Origin of the sequence: Rhodoplanes sp. Z2-YC6860 (genome assembly GCF_001579845.1) — a bacterium.
In the GTDB taxonomy this organism is placed as follows: domain Bacteria; phylum Pseudomonadota; class Alphaproteobacteria; order Rhizobiales; family Xanthobacteraceae; genus Z2-YC6860.
Window position 1 is genome coordinate 348,542 of sequence record NZ_CP007440.1, and the last position, 17,061, is coordinate 365,602.

Genomic DNA, 17,061 nt, shown 5'->3' on the forward strand with positions numbered 1-17,061 from the left:
CGTTTCACTCTCGGTTTGTTTTGTTGAGGCGGCCTGGGGCCGCCCTGCTGCTTTTTTCGTATCGCAGCAACCATAGGCCAAATCTGGAGAAGGCGGCCAATATTCGCTAAGAATTGCTCCATGCCGTTTCGGCATGGAGCATGAAGAATATGGCCGGGGTCGTGGCGCTGGAGCAGCTTCGTTACGTGCGCCTTGTGGCGGAGGATCTCGGCCGCGCGGCGGATTTCGCGCAGCGCGTTCTCGGTCTCGAGCCAATCGACCGGACGCCCGATGTCGCGACCTTCCGGTCTGATTTTCGCGACTACACGCTCGCGTTCGAGTCCCCTGGCGGTGCGGGCCAATCGGTCGCGTTCGAGGTTCGTTATTCGAGCGATCTCGAAGCGGCGCTCGAAGGCCTCGCCCGGCTGGGGCTCACCACCGGCCGCGGCACGGCCGAGGACTGCGCGCGCCGCAAGGTCAAGGACATGGCGTGGTTCACCGACTTCAGCGGCAACCGCATCGAACTCGTGGTGCGCCCGCTGAACTCTGGCTGGCGCTATTTTCCGAGCCGGGACGCCGGCATCAAAGGCCTGGCCGACGTGATTTTGCGTTCGACCGACGTCGACAAGGATCTCTCGATCTGGACCGATGTTCTCGGCGCCAAGGTCAGCGATTGGGCCGGCGATGCGGCCTATCTGAGATTTGACGGCGCGCACCATCGGGTGGCGTTGTTTCCGGCGTCGCGGGCAGGCATCCTTGCGATCGAATATGCGGTCGAGGACGTCAATCTGCTGATGCGGAACCAGTACGTCCTGCGCGACTTGCAGGTTCCCGTCGTGCACGGACCGGGTCGCAGGCCCGCGTCAGGACAGTTGTTCGTGACGTTCGCCGGCCCCTCTGACGTGCTGTTCAGTTTCGTCGCGGAGGGCGAGGTCGATACGCAGGATCGCCGGCCGCGGCAGTTTCCCGCAGGCCCGGAAGGGCTGTGCGATTGGGGAAGCGAGTGCAAGATTGCCGAATTCATCGGGAGGGCCGGGACATGATCAAGTTGCAAGACGTCTCCTACGTGCGCCTTGGCACCGCAGACCTCGACGGCGCGACCAAGTTCGCCACTGATTATCTCGGCCTTGAAGTCGCCTATCGCTCGAAGGACAGCGTCTACCTGAAATCCGATCAGCGTGAGCACACGCTTTGCTACTTCGAAGGCTCGCCAACCGATCAGACGGCGGCCTTCGAAGTGGCCGAACGCGAAGAGCTCGACATGGCGGCGGCCGAGCTCGAGAAGCTCGGCCATCATGTTCGCCTTGGCACCGCCAAAGAGGCCGAGCTGCGCCGCGTGAAAAGCTTCATCGCCTTCAAGGACCCGACCGGCAACAGCATCGAGCTGGTGTGGCGGCCGGCCATGAGCAGCCGGCGTTATCACGGCGAGCGCGACGCGGGCATCACCGGATTCAGCCACATCGGGCTCTGCACCACCGACGCGGCGCGCGACGAAGTCTTCTGGACCAAGGTCTGCAATGCGCGCGTCAGCGATCGCATCGGCGATGCCGCGCTGTTGCGGATCGACGAGGTCCATCACACCATCGCGCTGTTTCCGACCAACCGGGCCGGCATCCAGCACATCAATCATCAAGTCGAGAGCGGCGACGATGTGATGCGCTCGTTCAATTTCCTGTCGGAGCGGCAGGTGCCGATGGTGTTCGGGCCCGGCCGGCATCCGACATCGTCGGCGCGCTTCCTGTATTTCGAAGGCCCGGACAACATGGTGTTTGAATATTCGTCGGGCGTTCGCGAGATCGCCGACGAGCTGATGTATCGCGAGAGACAGCTGCCGTTCGACCCCAAAGGATTCTGCGAATGGGGCGCCAAGCCGCAGATCAAGGAATTCCGCAATTGATGTGACGCGCACAAACGCGTTGTCCGCGTCTTGAATGCGCTGTGGACGTCTATGCGGACCACAGCGGTGGTGTCATCGCCGGGCTTGACCCGGCGATCCATGAGCGGCCGCGACGAAGGCAGCCTTACGTAAGACTTCCGTTGTCGAGATTGGGTCATGGACCCCCGCGTCGAGCGCGGGGGTGACGGTCGGTGGGTATTGCGCTGACGTGCTTCAATTCAGACGGGGAAGTGCGCTAACCCCGCAACACGCCGCCGGTGCGTTTTGAAACCTCGGCCACGAGCTTGGCCGACAGCGCGTCGATCTCCTGCTCGGTCATGGTCTTGTCGCGTGGCTGGATCGTCACGGCGATGGCGATCGACTTCTTGCCGGCCTCGATCCCTGCGCCCTCGTAAACGTCGAACACCGACACGCCGGTGATGAGCTTGCGATCGACCGCCTGGGCGGTGCGCACGACGTCGCCCGCTTTCACGGCGCGATCCACCACGAAGGCGAAGTCGCGGGTCACTGGCTGGAATTGCGACAACTCGAGCACGGGTTTGGCCCGCGTGGCCTTTGCCTTACCCTCCGGGATGCGCTCAAGGATGACCTCGAAGGCCACCAGCGGGCCCTCGGCGTCGAGCGCTTCGAGCGTGCGCGGATGCAGCTCGCCGAAATAGCCGAGCACGTTCTGCGGCCCGATCTGGATCGTGCCGGAGCGGCCGGGATGGAACCAGGCGGGACCGCCCGGCACCACTTGCAGCGCCTGCGCGGGGGCGCCTGCCGCGATGAGCACGGCGAGCGCGTCGGCCTTCACGTCGAAGGCGTCGGCATTCTCAGCCTTGCCGGACCAGTGGCGGCCGGGGCCCGCTGGCTTCGCCAGCGCCCGGCGCACGCCAGTCGTGGCCATGAACTGATCCTCCGGCGTGTCGCCCTTGAAGATCTGCCCGACCTCGAACAGCGCCGTATCGGGGAAGCCCCGGTCGGCGTTGCGCTGGGCGGCGGCGGTGAGCCCTGGAATGAGGCTCGGCCGCATATCGGAGAGTTCGGCGGCGATCGGATTGGCCAGCGCCAATTCCTTCTGTCCGCCGCCGAACAGTTCGGCCTGCGGCTTGGAGATGAACGACCAGGTCACGGCCTCGGTCATGCCGCGTCCGGCGAGCGCGCGCTTCGCTTTGCGGGTCCGCACCTGTGCCATGGTGAGGACCGGCTTGCGCGGAGCATCGCCGCGGCCGAATGGCGTCAGCGGAATGCGGTCGACGCCGACGATGCGGACGATCTCCTCGACGATGTCGGCCTTGCCCTCGATATCCGGCCGCCACGACGGCGGCGAGACCTTCACGCGGCCGCCTTGACCGACGACGATGAAGCCGAGCTTTTGCAGCACGCGGCGCATCTCGGGGAAGTCGAGATCAAGCCCCGCGAGCCGCTTCAGTTCGCTGGTCGGGAAATCGATCACCTTCTCGATCGTCTCGACCTTGCCGGCGATGGTGACCTCGGACGGCGTACCGCCGCACAGCTCGATCACCAGCTGCGTGGCGAGTTCGAGCCCCGGCACCATGAAGTTCGGATCGACGCCGCGCTCGAAGCGATAGCGCGCATCCGAATTGATGCCGAGCTTGCGCCCTGTCTGCGCGATGTTGAGCGGGTCCCACAGCGCCGATTCGATCAGCACATCGGTGGTGTTCTCGTCGCAGCCCGAATGCTCGCCGCCCATGATGCCGGCGAGCGACTCCGGGCCGTTTTCGTCGGCGATCACGCACATGGCGTTGTCGAGCGTGTAAGTCTTGCCGTCGAGGGCGAGAAGCTGCTCGCCGTTGTTCGCACGGCGCACGACGAGATTGCCCTTCACCTTCCTGGCGTCGAACACGTGCAGCGGCCGGGCGCGGTCATAGGTCAGGAAGTTCGTGATATCGACCAGCGTGTTGATCGGGCGCAGGCCGATGGCCTTCAGCCGCTTCTGCAGCCATTCCGGCGACGGGCCGTTCTTGACGCCACGCACCAGCCGCAGCGCGAAGGCCGGGCACAGCGGATGGGTCTGGCCGAAATCGAGCGTCACCGAAACCGGGCAGGGGAATTCGCCCTTGATGACCTTCGGCGTGCGCTCCTTGAACGAGCCGAGATCGGCGGCAGCGAGATCGCGGGCGATGCCGCTGACGCCGGTGCAGTCGGGCCGGTTCGGCGTGAGGTTGATGTCGATCACCGCATCGTCGAGGCCCGCATATTTCGCGTAGCTCTGACCGATCGGCGCGTCGGCCGGAAGCTCGATGATGCCGTCGTGATCGTCGGAGACGCCGATTTCAGCGCCCGAGATCATCATCCCGCGGCTCTCGACGTCGCGGATCTTGCTGATCGACAGTGTGATGTTCTTGCCGGGCACATAAGCGCCCGGAGGACCAAACACAGCCGTCATGCCGGCGCGCGCGTTCGGCGCGCCGCAGACGACCTGGATGGGCTTGCCATCGCCCGAGGGGCCGATGTCGACCATGCAGACCCGCAGCCGGTCGGCTTTCGGGTGCTGCTGTGCGTCAAGGACGCGCGCAATGACATACGGAGCGAGCACCGCCTTGTCGTCGACGCTCTCGACCTCGAGCCCGATCATCGTGAGCTTCGTCACGATTTCGTCGAGCGAAGCATCCGTATCGAGATGCTCCTTGAGCCAGTTCAGGGTGAATTTCATGCGCTCAAGCCTCCGGCGAGCGTGGGGAAGTCGAGCGGCCGGAAGCCGTAGTGCGACAGCCACCGCACGTCGGCCTCGAAGAAGGGGCGCAGGTCGGGCATGCCGTATTTCAGCATGGCGATGCGGTCGATCCCCATGCCCCAGGCAAAGCCCTGCACCTCGTCGGGATTGAGCCCGCAATTGCGCAGCACGTTCGGATGCACCATGCCGCAGCCGAGAATCTCGAGCCAGTCGTCGCCTTCGCCGAAACGCACCTCGCCCTTGTCGCGTTTGCACTGGATGTCGACTTCGAGGGACGGCTCGGTGAACGGGAAGAACGACGGCCGGAAGCGCATCTTCACGTTGTCGACTTCGAAGAACGCTTTGCAGAACTCTTCGAGAATCCATTTGAGATGGCCGAGGTGCGCGGTCTTGTCGATCACAAGCCCCTCGACCTGATGGAACATCGGCGTGTGCGTTTGATCGGAATCGCTGCGATACGTCCGGCCCGGAATGATGACGCGGATCGGCGGCTTCTGCTTCAGCATGGTGCGCACCTGCACCGGCGAGGTGTGGGTGCGAAGCAGCAGCCGTGAGCCGTCGGGCTTCGGATTGAAATAGAACGTGTCGTGCATCTCGCGGGCCGGATGGCCCTCGGGGAAGTTCAGCTTGGTGAAGTTGTAGTCGTCGGTCTCGATGTCCGGCCCCTCGGCGACCGCGAAGCCCATGTCGGCGAAGATCGCGGTCAGCTCGTCGATCACCTGGCTGATCGGATGGACGCGGCCGAGCTCCGCCGGCGCCTCGCGCACCGGCAGCGTCACGTCGACGGTTTCGGTCGCGAGCTTGGCGTCGAGGGCTGCGCCCTTGAAGCCTTCCTTCCGGGCGTTGAGCGCCGCGTTGACCCGGTCCTTCAGGCCGTTGATGGCCGGTCCCTGGACCTTGCGCTCGTCCGGGCTCAGGCCTCCAAGGGTTTTCAAGAGCGCGGTCACCGAGCCGCTCTTGCCCAGCGCCGCGACGCGCACGGCTTCGAGCGCGGCTTCGTCGGGCGCGCCCGCGATAGCGGTCGAAATCTCAGTTTCCAGGATGGCAATGTCGGTCATTCAAACCTCGCGAAAGCGGTCGGTTTTGGACATCCGGCACCCGTCAGGTCAAGCCTCAGTTTGGCGATAACGGTGCGATGACAGCCGCGGCACGCCATGCGAGCATCGGTACCGGTGGGAGCTATCGAGGCTGGTTTGATGCGACGGATGGTTTTGGCCGTGTCGGCCACGCTGTTTGCCACCCCGCTCCAGGCTTTGAAGGCCAAGGATTGCCCGGTCGAGGAATTCGCCCTCGACGCCCGTGAGGACGCCATCCGGAAGGCCCCGGGCTGCATGCAGGCGCTGGAGATCATGCAGGCCTGCGCCTATGGCGCTGGCGGTGACATCAGCCTCGCCGCAGCCGTGCGGGAGCGCTGTGAGCCTGAATTCCTGCCAAAGCTCAGCAAGGCGCAAAAGAAGGCCTACGACCGGGAGCAGAAGCGCTGCGACGACAAATACGCCAAAAGGAGCGGCACGATGTACCGCTCCTTTACGGCGTTCTGTCAGGCGCAGGGCACGGTGAACGCTTCGCGCCGGTTCGGCACGAAAGCCAAATAGTTGCAGCTTGTCATTCCGGACGCCGCAAAGCGGCGATCCGGAATCCAGACGTAAGCACCGAATTTGCAACTGGATTCCGGGTTCGCCGCTGCGCGGCGCCCCGGAATGATTGCTGTGGGCCTTAAGCAGCCGCCTTCTGCTGCGGCAGTGCCGCCTTGACCTTCTCGACGATGGCAGCGAATGCCGCCGGCTCCGCGATCGCGATCTCCGACAGCACCTTGCGGTCCACCGTGACGCCCGCCTTGGCGAGCCCATCGATGAACTTCGAGTAGTTCAGGCCGAACGGCCGCACCGCGGCGTTCAGACGCTGGATCCAAAGGGCGCGGAACGTGCGCTTCTTATTCTTGCGGTCGCGGTAGGCGTATTGCATCGCCTTTTCCATCGACTGCTTGGCGATGCGGATGGTGTTGCGGCGCCGGCCGTAGTGGCCCTTGGTCGCCTTGTAGACCTTCTTATGCTTGGCGTGGGCAGTGACGCCGCGTTTGACGCGAGCCATGACTGATCTCCTGAAAAGCTAGATTCCGTGACGAATGCGATCCTGGACTGTGGCCGAAAAGCGCGTTTACGCGCGTCTTTGACCTGAGGCAGCCCGTTCCGGTTCAGCCGTTCGGCAGGAAATATTGGATGATGTTGTCGCCGTCGGTCTTGAACATCACGCGGGTGCCGCGGTGTTGACGGATCTGCTTCTTGGTCCGCTTGATCATGCCGTGCCGCTTGCCGGCCATCGCCGACTTCACCTTGCCGCTCGCGGTAATTCGGAAGCGCTTTTTGGCGCCCGACTTGGTCTTCAGCTTGGGCATTTTGCTCTCCTTCGGTTCGGCATCCGACGCAGGCCAAAGGCCCGGTCCAGCCGGAAAATGCTCACATGAGCGTGCTGATGGATCAGCTCCGCCGCCACGGCAGCCCTTATCAGCCGGGCGGCGGAAGGCCGGGTTTATGGCAGAGGACTGTTGAAAAGACAACCGAAACAAGAAAACGCCCGCAGCCGGGGCCGCGGGCGTAAAATCCTGAATTCGTTAACAGTATCAGCCCATTAGCGGGGCGTGAGGATCATCACCATCTGGCGGCCTTCCATCCGGGGCTCGGATTCGACCTTGGCCTGCTTGGTCGTGTCGTCCTTCACCCGGTTCAAAAGCTTGGTGCCAAGCTCCTGGTGGGCCATTTCGCGGCCGCGGAACCGGAGCGTCACCTTGACCTTGTCGCCCTCTTCGAAGAAACGCTCCATCGAGCGCATCTTCACCTGGTAGTCGTGGTCGTCGATCATCGGCCGGAGCTTGATCTCCTTGACCTCGACGACCTTCTGTTTCTTGCGGGCTTCAGCCTGCTTCTTCTGTTCCTGATACTTGTACTTGCCGAAGTCGAGAATCTTGACGACTGGCGGCGTGGCGTTGGGTGAAATCTCAACGAGATCCAGGCCGGCCTCCTGGGCCTTGGCCAGGGCTTCTGCAGGCGTCATGTTGCCGAGGTTGGCACCGTCTTTGTCGATCAGGTGGACCTCGCGGACACGGATCTCCTCATTGATGCGCGGGCCGTCTTTCTGGACGGGGGCCGGCTGTCTCATTGGGCGGCGAATGGGTGCAAACTCCTTGCTGTTGTGGAAGCAGGGAGAATCGGGATTGCCGGTTAATAAGTCAACGCCGGTTTGGACCAAAAACGCCGGTTTCATGCGGCTTTTTTGATAGACAAAGGTTGGTTGGACCGGCGCCGTCCGATCGCCTGAGTCGCGGATGGTCCTGTTCAATCCAGCGATTCGAGCAACGACGCATAGATTTCCAGTGTCGCGGCCGCGGCGCGATTTGGTGAAAAGGTGTATTCGGCGAACTGGCGCGACCGTGCCGAATGCGCGCGATAATCGTCGGGCTCGAGCGCCAGTGCGGTCTCGATGGCTTTGGCGAGATCGACCGGATCGCCGGGCTTCGCCTCCCACCCGGTGCTCAGTTCCTCGGGCATGCGCGGCGGCGTGATCATGTTTTCCGGCAGCGGGCCGATCGACGAGGCAATGACAGGTTTCGCCATCGCCTGGGCTTCGGCGACCACGCGACCGTAGATTGGCGCCGACGTGTAGGGCACCGCCACGAAGTCGGCGGCCGCGTAGGTTGCCGGCATGTCCTCGTGAAAGCCGACCACGCGAAACAGGGCATCGACGCCCTCTGCCTGCGCGACCTTCCAGAACTTGCCGACGAAGCGGCGATAGCGCTGATCGTCGCCGACCAGCACGAAGGTCACGTTGCGCATGCCGCCTTTGGCCAGAATGCGCGCGGCGTGCGCCAGCACCAGATGACCGTTCGGCGGCGCTATTCGCCCCGGCACCAGAACGATGCGCGCACCGTGCGGAATGCCCCAGATCTGGCGGAGCTTGGTGACCCGTTCGGGCGGCACATTCGCAGGATTGAAGTGGCGCAGGTCGAGACTGCGCGGAATGACGCTGATGCGCTCCGGCGGGATGCCATAGCGCTTCATCATCGGCCGCGCATTGAACACCGAATGCGAGATGATGCGGTCACCGCGGCTGAGTGCGCCAAGATAGAACGTCGCAAGCCACATCCGCCGCCGCGGCAGATCGGGCAGCTCGGTGATCAGGCGGACGCCGTTTCGTTGTGCTGCAACCGCTGCGCTCCAAGTTGCGCTTGCGCTCTTGGCATGCACGATGGCGACACGCTCGGTGTCGATGAATTTCGTCAGCAACTCGGCATTGGCGCGGCGCTTGGTTGGATTCATCGTCGCGCTTTCGAACGGCAGCCATTCGCCGCCGAAGCTCTTCAGCTGATCGACCAAGTCGCCATACTCACCGGCGATGATGATGCGCGCGCCGACCTGGATGAGCGCGTGGGCTGCGCTGATCGTGGTGCGCACCTGCGGCGAATCGTTGAGCGCCGGCACGATCTGCAGCACCGTCGCGCCCGCCAGCGTTCGGGGCAGCACGCGCTGCTCGGCGGTCTCGGCCATCGCCATCGTTCGGACCCGGTTCTGACGAAGCCGCACAAATCCCTTGCGCCGGACGGCGGCTTGCGGCGAAACACGAGCCGATAATCATGGCCCGGTCGCGGCCGCGAAGGCGTTATGACATGAGCGAAGCCAGCCTGGAATCCATCAATGTGGGGAGCGGCCCCGCAGAACGGCGTATTGCGGTGCGGCTGCGCGCCGGTCAGATGCCCGGCGTGTTCTGGCTCGGCGGCTTCAAATCAGACATGCAGGGCACCAAGGCGGTGGCGCTGGACGAGTGGGCCGCCAGGACCGGCCGCGCCTGCCTCCGCTTCGACTATTCGGGCCATGGCGAGTCCGGCGGCGCGTTCACCGACGGTACCATTGGCCGCTGGCTCGAGGATGCGGTCGCGGTGTTCGAGCGCTTCGCCAAGGGGCCGCAGGTGGTGGTCGGCTCGTCGATGGGCGGCTGGATCGCACTGCTTCTCTCTCGCGCGCTTCGGCAGCGCGCGGCCTTGGGCACGAAATTTCAAGGCTCACTCGCAGGCCTCGTGCTGGTCGCGCCGGCGCCCGACTTCACCGAAGAACTGATGTGGAAAAAGTTCTCGCCGGACCAGAAGCGCCAGATCGAAACCAAGGGCTTCTGGGAGCGGCCCTCGGAATACTCCGCCGAGCCCTATGTCATCACGCGCGACCTGATCGAAGACGGCCGCAAGCATCTCGTGCTCGGCGGGTTGATCGAGACCGGCTGCCCGGTGCGCATCCTGCAAGGTGTGCAGGATGCCGACGTGCCCTGGCAGCATGCGATGGAGCTGTCGTCGCGGCTCGCCCGCGACGATGTCGTGATGACGCTGGTGAAGGACGGCGATCATCGCCTGTCGCGGCCGGAGGACATCGAACGATTGATCGCGGCGGTGAGCGAACTGTCAGGTCCGTGACGATGGTTTGTCGAAACCATCTTTGAGCAGCGCGTCGAGACCGGCGCGATAATCCGGATAGCGCAAGGTGATGCCGAGATCGTTCTTGAGGCGATCATTGCGCACGCGTGCGCAGCCCTCGTAGAAGCTCATCAGGAACGGCGACAACGTCCGTTTCGCCTCGTCGAACGGCAGCAGTGGTGGCGGCGCGATGCCGAGAAGCTTCGACGCATATTCGATCTGCTCGTTGGGCGAGGCCGGCTGGCCGTCGGTGACGTTGACGATGCCGTTGTAGTTCAGCCGGAACGCCGCCTCGATCGTCTGCACGATATCGGCGACATGGATGCGGTTCGAGACGTGATCGGGTTTGTCGATGCGGTGGGCGCGGCCGGCGAGCAGCCGTACGAACGCATTCTGGCCTGGGCCGTAGATGCCGCCGAGCCGCAGCACCGCGACCGGCACGCCGCAGCGCCGTCCCAGCGCCTGCCAGTCGAACTCGGCTTTGACGCGCGCGCCGCCGCGCTCATGAGCCGGCACGGTCGGCGTGGTCTCGTCGACGGAAGCGCCGCGGTGATCGCCATAGACTCCGGTCGACGACAGATAGACGATCGATTGCAGATTCTCGGCTGCGGCGATCTCGTCGCCGAACACCGTCAGCACCGCATCTCCGGCGTCGTCGGGTGCGGCCGAGATCAACAGATGACTCGCGTCCGCGATCGCTTCGCGCAGCGGCTCCGATGGATGCTCGCTGAACATCAGGAGCTCGACGGGTTCATCGGCGATCTTGTGCGGATCGCGCGTGGTGCCGATGATGCTCGAAAATCGCGGACCGAACGCAGCTGCAAAGTGCCGCGCGCAGTAGCCCAACCCCATGCAAACCAGCGTGCTCATCCCGGCATCAGATGCGTTCGATCTTGGCTTCGTCAATGACCTTGTTCCAACGCTCGATATCGGTCGCAATCCGCTTGGTGAAATCCGCCGGTGTGCCGGCCTTGGGCTCGCTGCCGAGCGCATGAATGCGCTCGATGGTCGTTGGCTCGGCGACCAGTTCGTTGAGCTCTTTGTTCAGCCGCTCGGCGATCTCCTTCGGCATCTTGGCCGGGCCGACCACACCCATCCATGAGGTGATCGAGAATCCCGGAAAGCCGGCCTCCGCGATCGTGCCGGTCTCGGGCAGCGGCGCGTAGCGCGTCTCGCCGCTGACGCCGATGGCGTGCAGCGCGCCGGACTTGATCTGGCCGATCAGCGCGACCGGCGGATCGATCAGGAAATCGATACGCTTGCCGAGAAGCTCGGTGAGCGACTGATTGCCGCCGCGATACGGCACGACCTGGATCTTGATGCCGGCAAGCCTGGAGAAATATTCGATCAATAGATGCTGCGGCGTACCGGCGCCCGGCACGCCGCCGAGCACCGGCTCGTGGCGAGTCTTGGCCGCCTGAATCAGATCGGAGACGTTGCGAATCGTGTGATCCGGATAGGTGACGATCACGAACGGGAATTCGATCACCTGTCCGATGATGGTGAAGTCCTCGATCGAGCGGTAGGGCAGCGATTTGTAGGTCGCGGCCGTTACCGCGTGGCCGCTTGGAATGAAGCCCAGCGTGTAGCCATCCGCGGGCGAGCGCGCGACCTGGGCTGCGGCGAGCGTGCCGGCCGCGCCGGGCTTGGGCTCGACCACGACCTGCTGGCCAAGCCGCCGGCTCAATCCCTCGGCGATCAGCCGCGCGCTGACATCGACGCCGCCGCCCGCGGTCAGTCCGTGCAGCATGGAAATGTTGCGCTCCGGCCAGGCCGCAAGCGCGCGGTCGGGTAGCAACGCGGCCGTCGCGGCCAGCCCTGCGACCACGCTCCGTCGCGTGATGGCGGTCATGAGGTCCTCCCGACAATCTTCTTTGTTGGGCGAAGGCTAACACGGCAAATGGGGCGCCGTATCAGGCGTTCGGTGTGAGAGCCCATTCCTCGGCCACGGCCGGATCGGGCTCGCCCGCATATTGGGGCGCGACAGCTGCCGCTCGGGCCGGATCGAGCCGCGTCAGCGCCCAGACCGCGGCGCCGCGGGCCAATGGCGAGGCGTCCGACAGAAGCCTTTCGGCTGCCGGCGCGAGCGCAGCGTCGCCGGAATTGCCGATCGCGATCAGCACATTGCGGATGAAGCGGTCGCGGCCGGTGCGTTTGACCGCGGTCTTGGCGAACATTTTGCGGAACGCCGCGTCGTCGAGCCGCGCCAGCTCTTCGAGCTTTGGCGCACGCGCCACCTCACGCGCGGCGAGCTTCGCGTTGCGGCCTTCCTGCGCAAACTTGTTCCAGGGGCACACCGCAAGGCAGTCGTCGCAGCCATAGATGCGGTTGCCGATCATTGCGCGCATCTCGCGCGGAATGGGACCTTTGTGCTCGATGGTGAGATACGAGATGCAGCGCCGCGCATCGAGCCGGTACGGCGCCGGAAACGCCGCGGTCGGGCAGATGTCGAGACAGGCATGGCAAGTGCCGCAGCTGTCGCGCTCGGGTTCGTCGGCCGGCAGTTCGAGCGTCGTGAAGATCGCGCCGAGAAACAGCCAGGAGCCGAACTGCCGCGACACCATGTTGGTGTGCTTGCCCTGCCAGCCGAGGCCCGCGGCCGCCGCGAGCGGTTTCTCCATCACGGCCGCGGTGTCGACGAACACCTTCACGTCGCCGCCCGCCTCAGCGATGAGCCAGCGCGCGATGTCTTTCAGGCGCGGCTTGATGACCTCGTGATAGTCCTCGCCCTTGGCGTAGACCGAGATCGCGCCGCGCTCGCGCGCCTTGAGGATTTCCAGCGGATCGTGATCGGGTCCGTAGTTGAGCCCGAGCATGATCACCGAGCGCACCTGCGGCCACAGCGCCTGCGGGCTGGCGCGTCGCTCGGCCGTCGCCTCCATCCAGGCCATGTCGCCATGGGCGCCTTCGGCGAGGAACTGCTGAAGTCTCACACCGGCAAGCGGTGTTGCGTCCGGCCGCGTGATGCCGACGATATCGAAACCTTGCGCATGCGCGGTTTCGACCAGCCGGGTCTTGAGGCTTGTGAGGTCGGTCAGAAGTCGAGATTGGCGTAGGTCGACGCCGGCGTCAGCCCCGGCCAGGTTTCGGCGAGAATCGGCCGGAACGACGGGCGCGACTTCACCCGTGCGTACCAATTCTTCGCGGCCTCGTCTTCGCTCCATGGCACATCGCCCAGATAGTCGACCGCCGAGAGATGGGCGGCGGCAGCGAGATCGGCAAAGCTCATCTCCTGGCCCGCAAGCCAGTCGCGCGTGCGCACCAGCCAGCCGATATAGAGCAGATGATACCGGACGTTGATCCGCGCCGCACGGATCGCATCGGTGTCCGGCGGCCCGCCGCCCTGCTCGATGCGCATCAGCCGCTTGTAGAAGCGCTCCAGCACCAGCGGCCCGCTGACCTCGGCGAAAAACTTCTCGTTGAACCAAGCCGTGAGCCTGCGCACCTCGACACGTTTGCCGGGCTCCTCCGGGAGGAGCCGGCCGCTCTGGAGCTCGGGGCCGCTGACCTCGTCGATGAACTCGGAGATCACGGCGGCGCCCGGCACCGGCGGATAGCCTTCGGCAACCAGCACCGGCGTGGTGGCAGCCGGGTTCATCATCAGGAACTCCTGACGGCGCTCCCAAGTCCTCTCTTCGATCGTACGGTATTCCAGTCCGTATTCGGCAAGCGCCAGCCGGATGTACCGGGAGTGCGGGCAAAACGGATGATGAAAGATGGTGAGCATAAACCTTTATGGTCGGAGTGCTGTCGCCTCAAAAGAAGCACGAAGGAATCACTGGGACGCAACCCTAACAGGGTGCGCGCCAAGTCCAAACCCGGAATCCTCGCCAATTTCAAGAGCTTCGCGTGAGCGCGCATTTTATTGAGCAACGCCGCATGCGGCATTGCTCCCAGGCGGCGGTTGGGCGACAAGCACGGCGGAGGCGTTGCCATCCTCGTCCCGTTCCCGCTGGAGCATTTCATGACCTTTGACATCATCAAGGCCGTCTTTCTCGGAATTGTCGAAGGCCTGACCGAGTTCATCCCGGTTTCCTCCACCGGGCATCTGCTGCTGGTGCAGCGCTTCTTCGGCTTTGCCGACGAGGACTTCGGCAAGACCTTCGCGGTGCTCATTCAGTTCGGCGCGATCCTGGCGCTGCTCTCGATCTACTTCGGCCGGCTCTGGCGGCTCGCGATCGGCTTTTTCACCGACTGGTCGTCGCGGCGCTTCGTGCTGGGCATTCTGCTGTCGTTCCTGCCGGCTGCGATCGTCGGCGCGATCGCGCACGACTTCATCAAGTCGGTGCTGTTCAACGAGTGGCTGATCTGCTTCACGCTGATCGCCGGCGGCGGCGTGCTGCTCTGGATCGACGTGCTCAACCTCAAGCCGCGCTACACCGATGTGATGACCTATACGATGCCGATGTATCTCTATATCGGCATCATCCAGTGCGTTGCGATGATCCCGGGCGTGTCGCGCTCCGGCGCGACCATCGTCGGCGCCATGCTGCTCGGCGCCGATCGACGCTCGGCCGCCGAATTCTCGTTCTGGCTCGCGATGCCGACCATGGCCGGTGCCTTCGCCTACGACCTCTACAAGTCGCATGCGCAGATGACGTCGGGGAACCAGGTGCTGATCGCAATCGGCTTTGCGGTGTCGTTCGTCTGCGCCTGGATCGTCGTGAAGACGTTCCTGGGCTACGTGCAGCGTCATGGCTTCGCGCTGTTCGCCTGGTGGCGCGTTGTGGTTGGCGCCGCCGGCCTGATCGCGCTGGCGCTCGGCAAATAGCACCCCTCCGTCATTCCGGACGCGCGCGCCAGCGCGCGATCCGGAATCCAGCTCCGCAAAGATTCCCGAGTTCTGGATTCCGGGTTCGCTCGCTTCGCGATCGCCCCGGAATGACAGCATGCTACGCCGCCGCGACCAGCGCGGGCTTCGCTATCTCCTGCGAGGCCTTGAATGCCGCTTCGGCGAGCTCGGTGCGGTTGCGGCCACCGTCCTTGGCGCGATAGAGCGCTTCGTCGGCCGCGGTCAGCAGCGCGGCGTGGCCCGTGCTGCGCTCGGGGATCAGGCAGGCGACGCCGATGCTGATCCTGGCGCCCTCCGCCAGGCCTTTGTCGCGGCAGACCCGGTTGAAGTGCGCGCGGATCTTGCCCGCGACCTCGGCGGCGTTCTCCAGCGACGCGCCGGGCAGCAGCACCGCGAATTCGTCGCCGCCGTAGCGCGCGCCGAGATCGGCGCCGCGCCGGACGTTGGCGAGCATCGCCTCGCCGATCACCTTCAGAAGCTCGTCGCCGGCCTGATGGCCGTGCGTGTCGTTGTAGGTCTTGAACGCGTCGGCATCGATCATCAGCAGGGCAACCGGCGTGCGGTCGCGCCGCGCACGCCGCCATTCCTTGCGGATGGTGTCGTCGAAATGCCAGCGGTTGGAGAGGCCGGTGAGGCCGTCCGTCGAAGCCAGCATCGCGAGCCGCTGCTCGGCCTCGCTGTGCCAGTTGAGCTCGCGCAACAGGAGCCAGCCCAGCGCGCCCGACATCGCAACCAGCGCGACGATCAGCATCGCGACGGTCCAGGCATAGCTGCGCCACGGCGCATAGATCGCGCCGGTCGACTGGCCGACGCTGACGAAGATCGGCAGGTCGCTGATCTGGCTGTAGACAAACAGCCGGTGCACGCCGTCGGTGACGGCGGTGGTTTCGAAGCGGCCGCTGCGCGCGGATTTCAGCCGCTTGAATATCTCCGCATGGCCGATGTTGCGGCCGATCAGGGCTTCGTCGAACGGCCAGCGCATCAGCATGGTGCCGTCGGCGCGTCCGAGCATGATCGTGCTGTTCGGACCGAGCGACATGTCGTTGAACAGCTTCTTGAAGTGGCTGAGCTGGACCGTGCCGGCGACCACACCGGCGAACGAGCCGTCCGGATGGGTGAGCCGCTTGCTGACGCCGATGATGAAGGCGCCGGACGATCGCGCCGCTTCGGGCTGGCCGACGCTGAGCACCGGCGCGGCCTGGTCTCTCTGGAGGCGGAAATAGTCGCGGCCGGAGAGGTCGAGCGGCCGGGGCGAAGGATTGCGCGAGTCGTAGCGCAGCCGCCCGTTCTCATCGATCACCAGGATCGCGCCGAACGAACGCGCCGCGGTGGAGTGGTCGAACAGCATGCGCTGGCGCAGCTCCGGGCTCAAGCTTGCCAGCTCCCGCTGGCCGAGACCGGCGATGACGCCCTGCAGCGACAGGTTGAGCGCCTCGACATTGCGGACAATGTCGGCCTCGATCGCCACCGCCATGTTGGCCGCGGCGTCTCCGGCGCGTTCCAGCGCCGAACGGCGCGCTTCGATCAGGACATGGCTGCACAGCGCGCAAAACGCCAAGGTCACCAGCACCACCGGTGCCAGCACCTTGAGCCGGTTCGAAGGCGCCTTCGACCGGAATCGCGCGATGTCGTGATCGGACATCCTGTCCAGTTCCCCCTGAAGGGGAACATGCACGGGCGGGGTATTTCGAACCTTAAAGCCGGCGGCAACCTTCGGCCGCGGTTCCGGTTTGGTATGCGCGGTGTTAATGGGCGCGCTGAGGCGGCTCGAGTTGCGTGCTTGGACTCGCGCTCCGTCAACGAAGGTGGTCGTTACCCTCGGGCATGGGCGGCACACGAGTCCACACCTCCACCAACATAAGCGGTCGTCACCCCCGGGCTTGACCCGGGGGTCCATACGATGACGCAACGGCGTCGGCTCGTACGACTGCCTTCGCAGCGGCCGCTCATGGATTGCCGGGTCAAGCCCGGCAATGACACCGCCGTCGGATTGGCGTCGGTGGCATCCTGATTCAATTGTCAAACAGCCCACGCTTTTGCGCGTCATCCAAACATCCATGCAGGCGTGATTCATCGGCCCCTTCAGATCAGGCACGGGGCCAGCGCCTCTATTCTTCCTGGTCCCTCACATGCGTGAGGGCGCGGAGCGCCGAGACGGCGCACCTTGGGGGCACCTTTGCGAGAGGTGCCGCGGACCTTTGCGATCAGGTCCGCTCGCCTCCCGGCGCTCCACTGTGGCGATTTGTTGCGAGGCCACC

Annotated in this window: 16 protein-coding genes; 5 read left to right on the forward strand and 11 right to left on the reverse strand. The window is 64.7% G+C overall.

What is annotated here, in order from left to right; all coding sequences use genetic code 11:
* Positions 1-149: 149 nt before the first annotated feature.
* Both RHPLAN_RS01620 and RHPLAN_RS01625 read left to right on the forward strand, forming a co-directional pair.
* The gene (locus RHPLAN_RS01620; protein ID WP_068030385.1) at positions 150-1,022 is read left to right on the forward strand and encodes a VOC family protein; all 873 of its coding nucleotides are present in this window, start codon (positions 150-152) and stop codon (positions 1,020-1,022) included.
* Positions 1,019-1,876 (forward strand): VOC family protein, encoded by an 858-nt coding sequence (locus RHPLAN_RS01625; protein WP_068013270.1) that lies wholly within the window; start codon positions 1,019-1,021, stop codon positions 1,874-1,876. The genes RHPLAN_RS01620 and RHPLAN_RS01625 overlap by 4 nt, the downstream gene beginning before the upstream one ends.
* A 235-nt stretch (positions 1,877-2,111) precedes the next feature.
* Here RHPLAN_RS01625 and pheT read toward each other — a convergent pair whose 3' ends face one another.
* Positions 2,112-4,535 (reverse strand): phenylalanine--tRNA ligase subunit beta, encoded by a 2,424-nt coding sequence (gene pheT, locus RHPLAN_RS01630; protein ID WP_068013272.1) that lies wholly within the window; start codon positions 4,533-4,535, stop codon positions 2,112-2,114.
* Positions 4,532-5,614 carry a phenylalanine--tRNA ligase subunit alpha gene (gene pheS / locus RHPLAN_RS01635; protein WP_068013273.1) on the reverse strand — a complete coding sequence of 361 codons (1,083 nt, stop codon included), beginning with the start codon at positions 5,612-5,614 and terminating at the stop codon, positions 4,532-4,534. Before pheS ends, pheT begins: the two co-directional genes overlap by 4 nt.
* Positions 5,615-5,752: 138 nt before the next feature.
* On the opposite strand from pheS, the gene RHPLAN_RS01640 reads away from it, so the two are divergent.
* The gene (locus tag RHPLAN_RS01640) at positions 5,753-6,151 is read left to right on the forward strand and encodes a hypothetical protein (RefSeq protein WP_157099996.1); all 399 of its coding nucleotides are present in this window, start codon (positions 5,753-5,755) and stop codon (positions 6,149-6,151) included.
* A gap of 121 nt (positions 6,152-6,272) precedes the next feature.
* Here RHPLAN_RS01640 and rplT read toward each other — a convergent pair whose 3' ends face one another.
* The 4 genes from rplT to RHPLAN_RS01660 all read right to left on the reverse strand — a co-directional run bounded on the left by rplT (position 6,273) and on the right by RHPLAN_RS01660 (position 9,097).
* The gene (rplT, locus tag RHPLAN_RS01645) at positions 6,273-6,647 is read right to left on the reverse strand and encodes a 50S ribosomal protein L20 (protein WP_068013277.1); all 375 of its coding nucleotides are present in this window, start codon (positions 6,645-6,647) and stop codon (positions 6,273-6,275) included.
* 103 nt (positions 6,648-6,750) lie between these two features.
* A complete protein-coding gene (gene rpmI / locus RHPLAN_RS01650; RefSeq protein WP_068013279.1) occupies positions 6,751-6,951 on the reverse strand; it encodes a 50S ribosomal protein L35 in 201 nt (66 codons plus the stop codon).
* A gap of 233 nt (positions 6,952-7,184) precedes the next feature.
* The gene (gene infC / locus RHPLAN_RS01655; protein ID WP_198165040.1) at positions 7,185-7,724 is read right to left on the reverse strand and encodes a translation initiation factor IF-3; all 540 of its coding nucleotides are present in this window, start codon (positions 7,722-7,724) and stop codon (positions 7,185-7,187) included.
* 164 nt (positions 7,725-7,888) lie between these two features.
* Entirely contained in the window at positions 7,889-9,097 is a 1,209-nt protein-coding gene (locus RHPLAN_RS01660; RefSeq protein ID WP_198164674.1) for a glycosyltransferase, read from the reverse strand.
* Positions 9,098-9,216: 119 nt separating this feature from the next.
* On the opposite strand from RHPLAN_RS01660, the gene RHPLAN_RS01665 reads away from it, so the two are divergent.
* Positions 9,217-10,011, forward strand: coding sequence for an alpha/beta hydrolase (locus RHPLAN_RS01665; RefSeq protein WP_068013283.1), 795 nt, complete (start codon positions 9,217-9,219; stop codon positions 10,009-10,011).
* Here the strand turns inward: RHPLAN_RS01665 and RHPLAN_RS01670 are convergent.
* The 4 genes from RHPLAN_RS01670 to RHPLAN_RS01685 form a co-directional block, all read right to left on the reverse strand.
* Complete coding sequence (locus RHPLAN_RS01670) at positions 10,000-10,881, reverse strand: NAD-dependent epimerase/dehydratase family protein (RefSeq protein ID WP_237180023.1); 882 nt, start codon at positions 10,879-10,881, stop codon at positions 10,000-10,002. The two genes, RHPLAN_RS01665 and RHPLAN_RS01670, sit on opposite strands and share 12 nt — an antisense overlap.
* Positions 10,882-10,888: 7 nt before the next feature.
* The gene (locus RHPLAN_RS01675) at positions 10,889-11,863 is read right to left on the reverse strand and encodes a Bug family tripartite tricarboxylate transporter substrate binding protein (RefSeq protein WP_068013285.1); all 975 of its coding nucleotides are present in this window, start codon (positions 11,861-11,863) and stop codon (positions 10,889-10,891) included.
* Between the two features lie 61 nt (positions 11,864-11,924).
* Complete coding sequence (gene queG, locus RHPLAN_RS01680; protein WP_068030392.1) at positions 11,925-13,094, reverse strand: tRNA epoxyqueuosine(34) reductase QueG; 1,170 nt, start codon at positions 13,092-13,094, stop codon at positions 11,925-11,927.
* Positions 13,046-13,738, reverse strand: coding sequence for a glutathione S-transferase family protein (locus tag RHPLAN_RS01685; RefSeq protein WP_068013287.1), 693 nt, complete (start codon positions 13,736-13,738; stop codon positions 13,046-13,048). The genes queG and RHPLAN_RS01685 overlap by 49 nt, the downstream gene beginning before the upstream one ends.
* A gap of 237 nt (positions 13,739-13,975) precedes the next feature.
* Here RHPLAN_RS01685 and RHPLAN_RS01690 point away from each other — a divergent pair, with 237 nt between their 5' ends.
* Complete coding sequence (locus RHPLAN_RS01690; protein WP_068030394.1) at positions 13,976-14,782, forward strand: undecaprenyl-diphosphate phosphatase; 807 nt, start codon at positions 13,976-13,978, stop codon at positions 14,780-14,782.
* Positions 14,783-14,903: 121 nt separating this feature from the next.
* Here RHPLAN_RS01690 and RHPLAN_RS01695 read toward each other — a convergent pair whose 3' ends face one another.
* Positions 14,904-16,445 (reverse strand): GGDEF domain-containing protein, encoded by a 1,542-nt coding sequence (locus RHPLAN_RS01695; RefSeq protein WP_068013289.1) that lies wholly within the window; start codon positions 16,443-16,445, stop codon positions 14,904-14,906.
* Positions 16,446-17,061 lie beyond the last annotated feature (616 nt).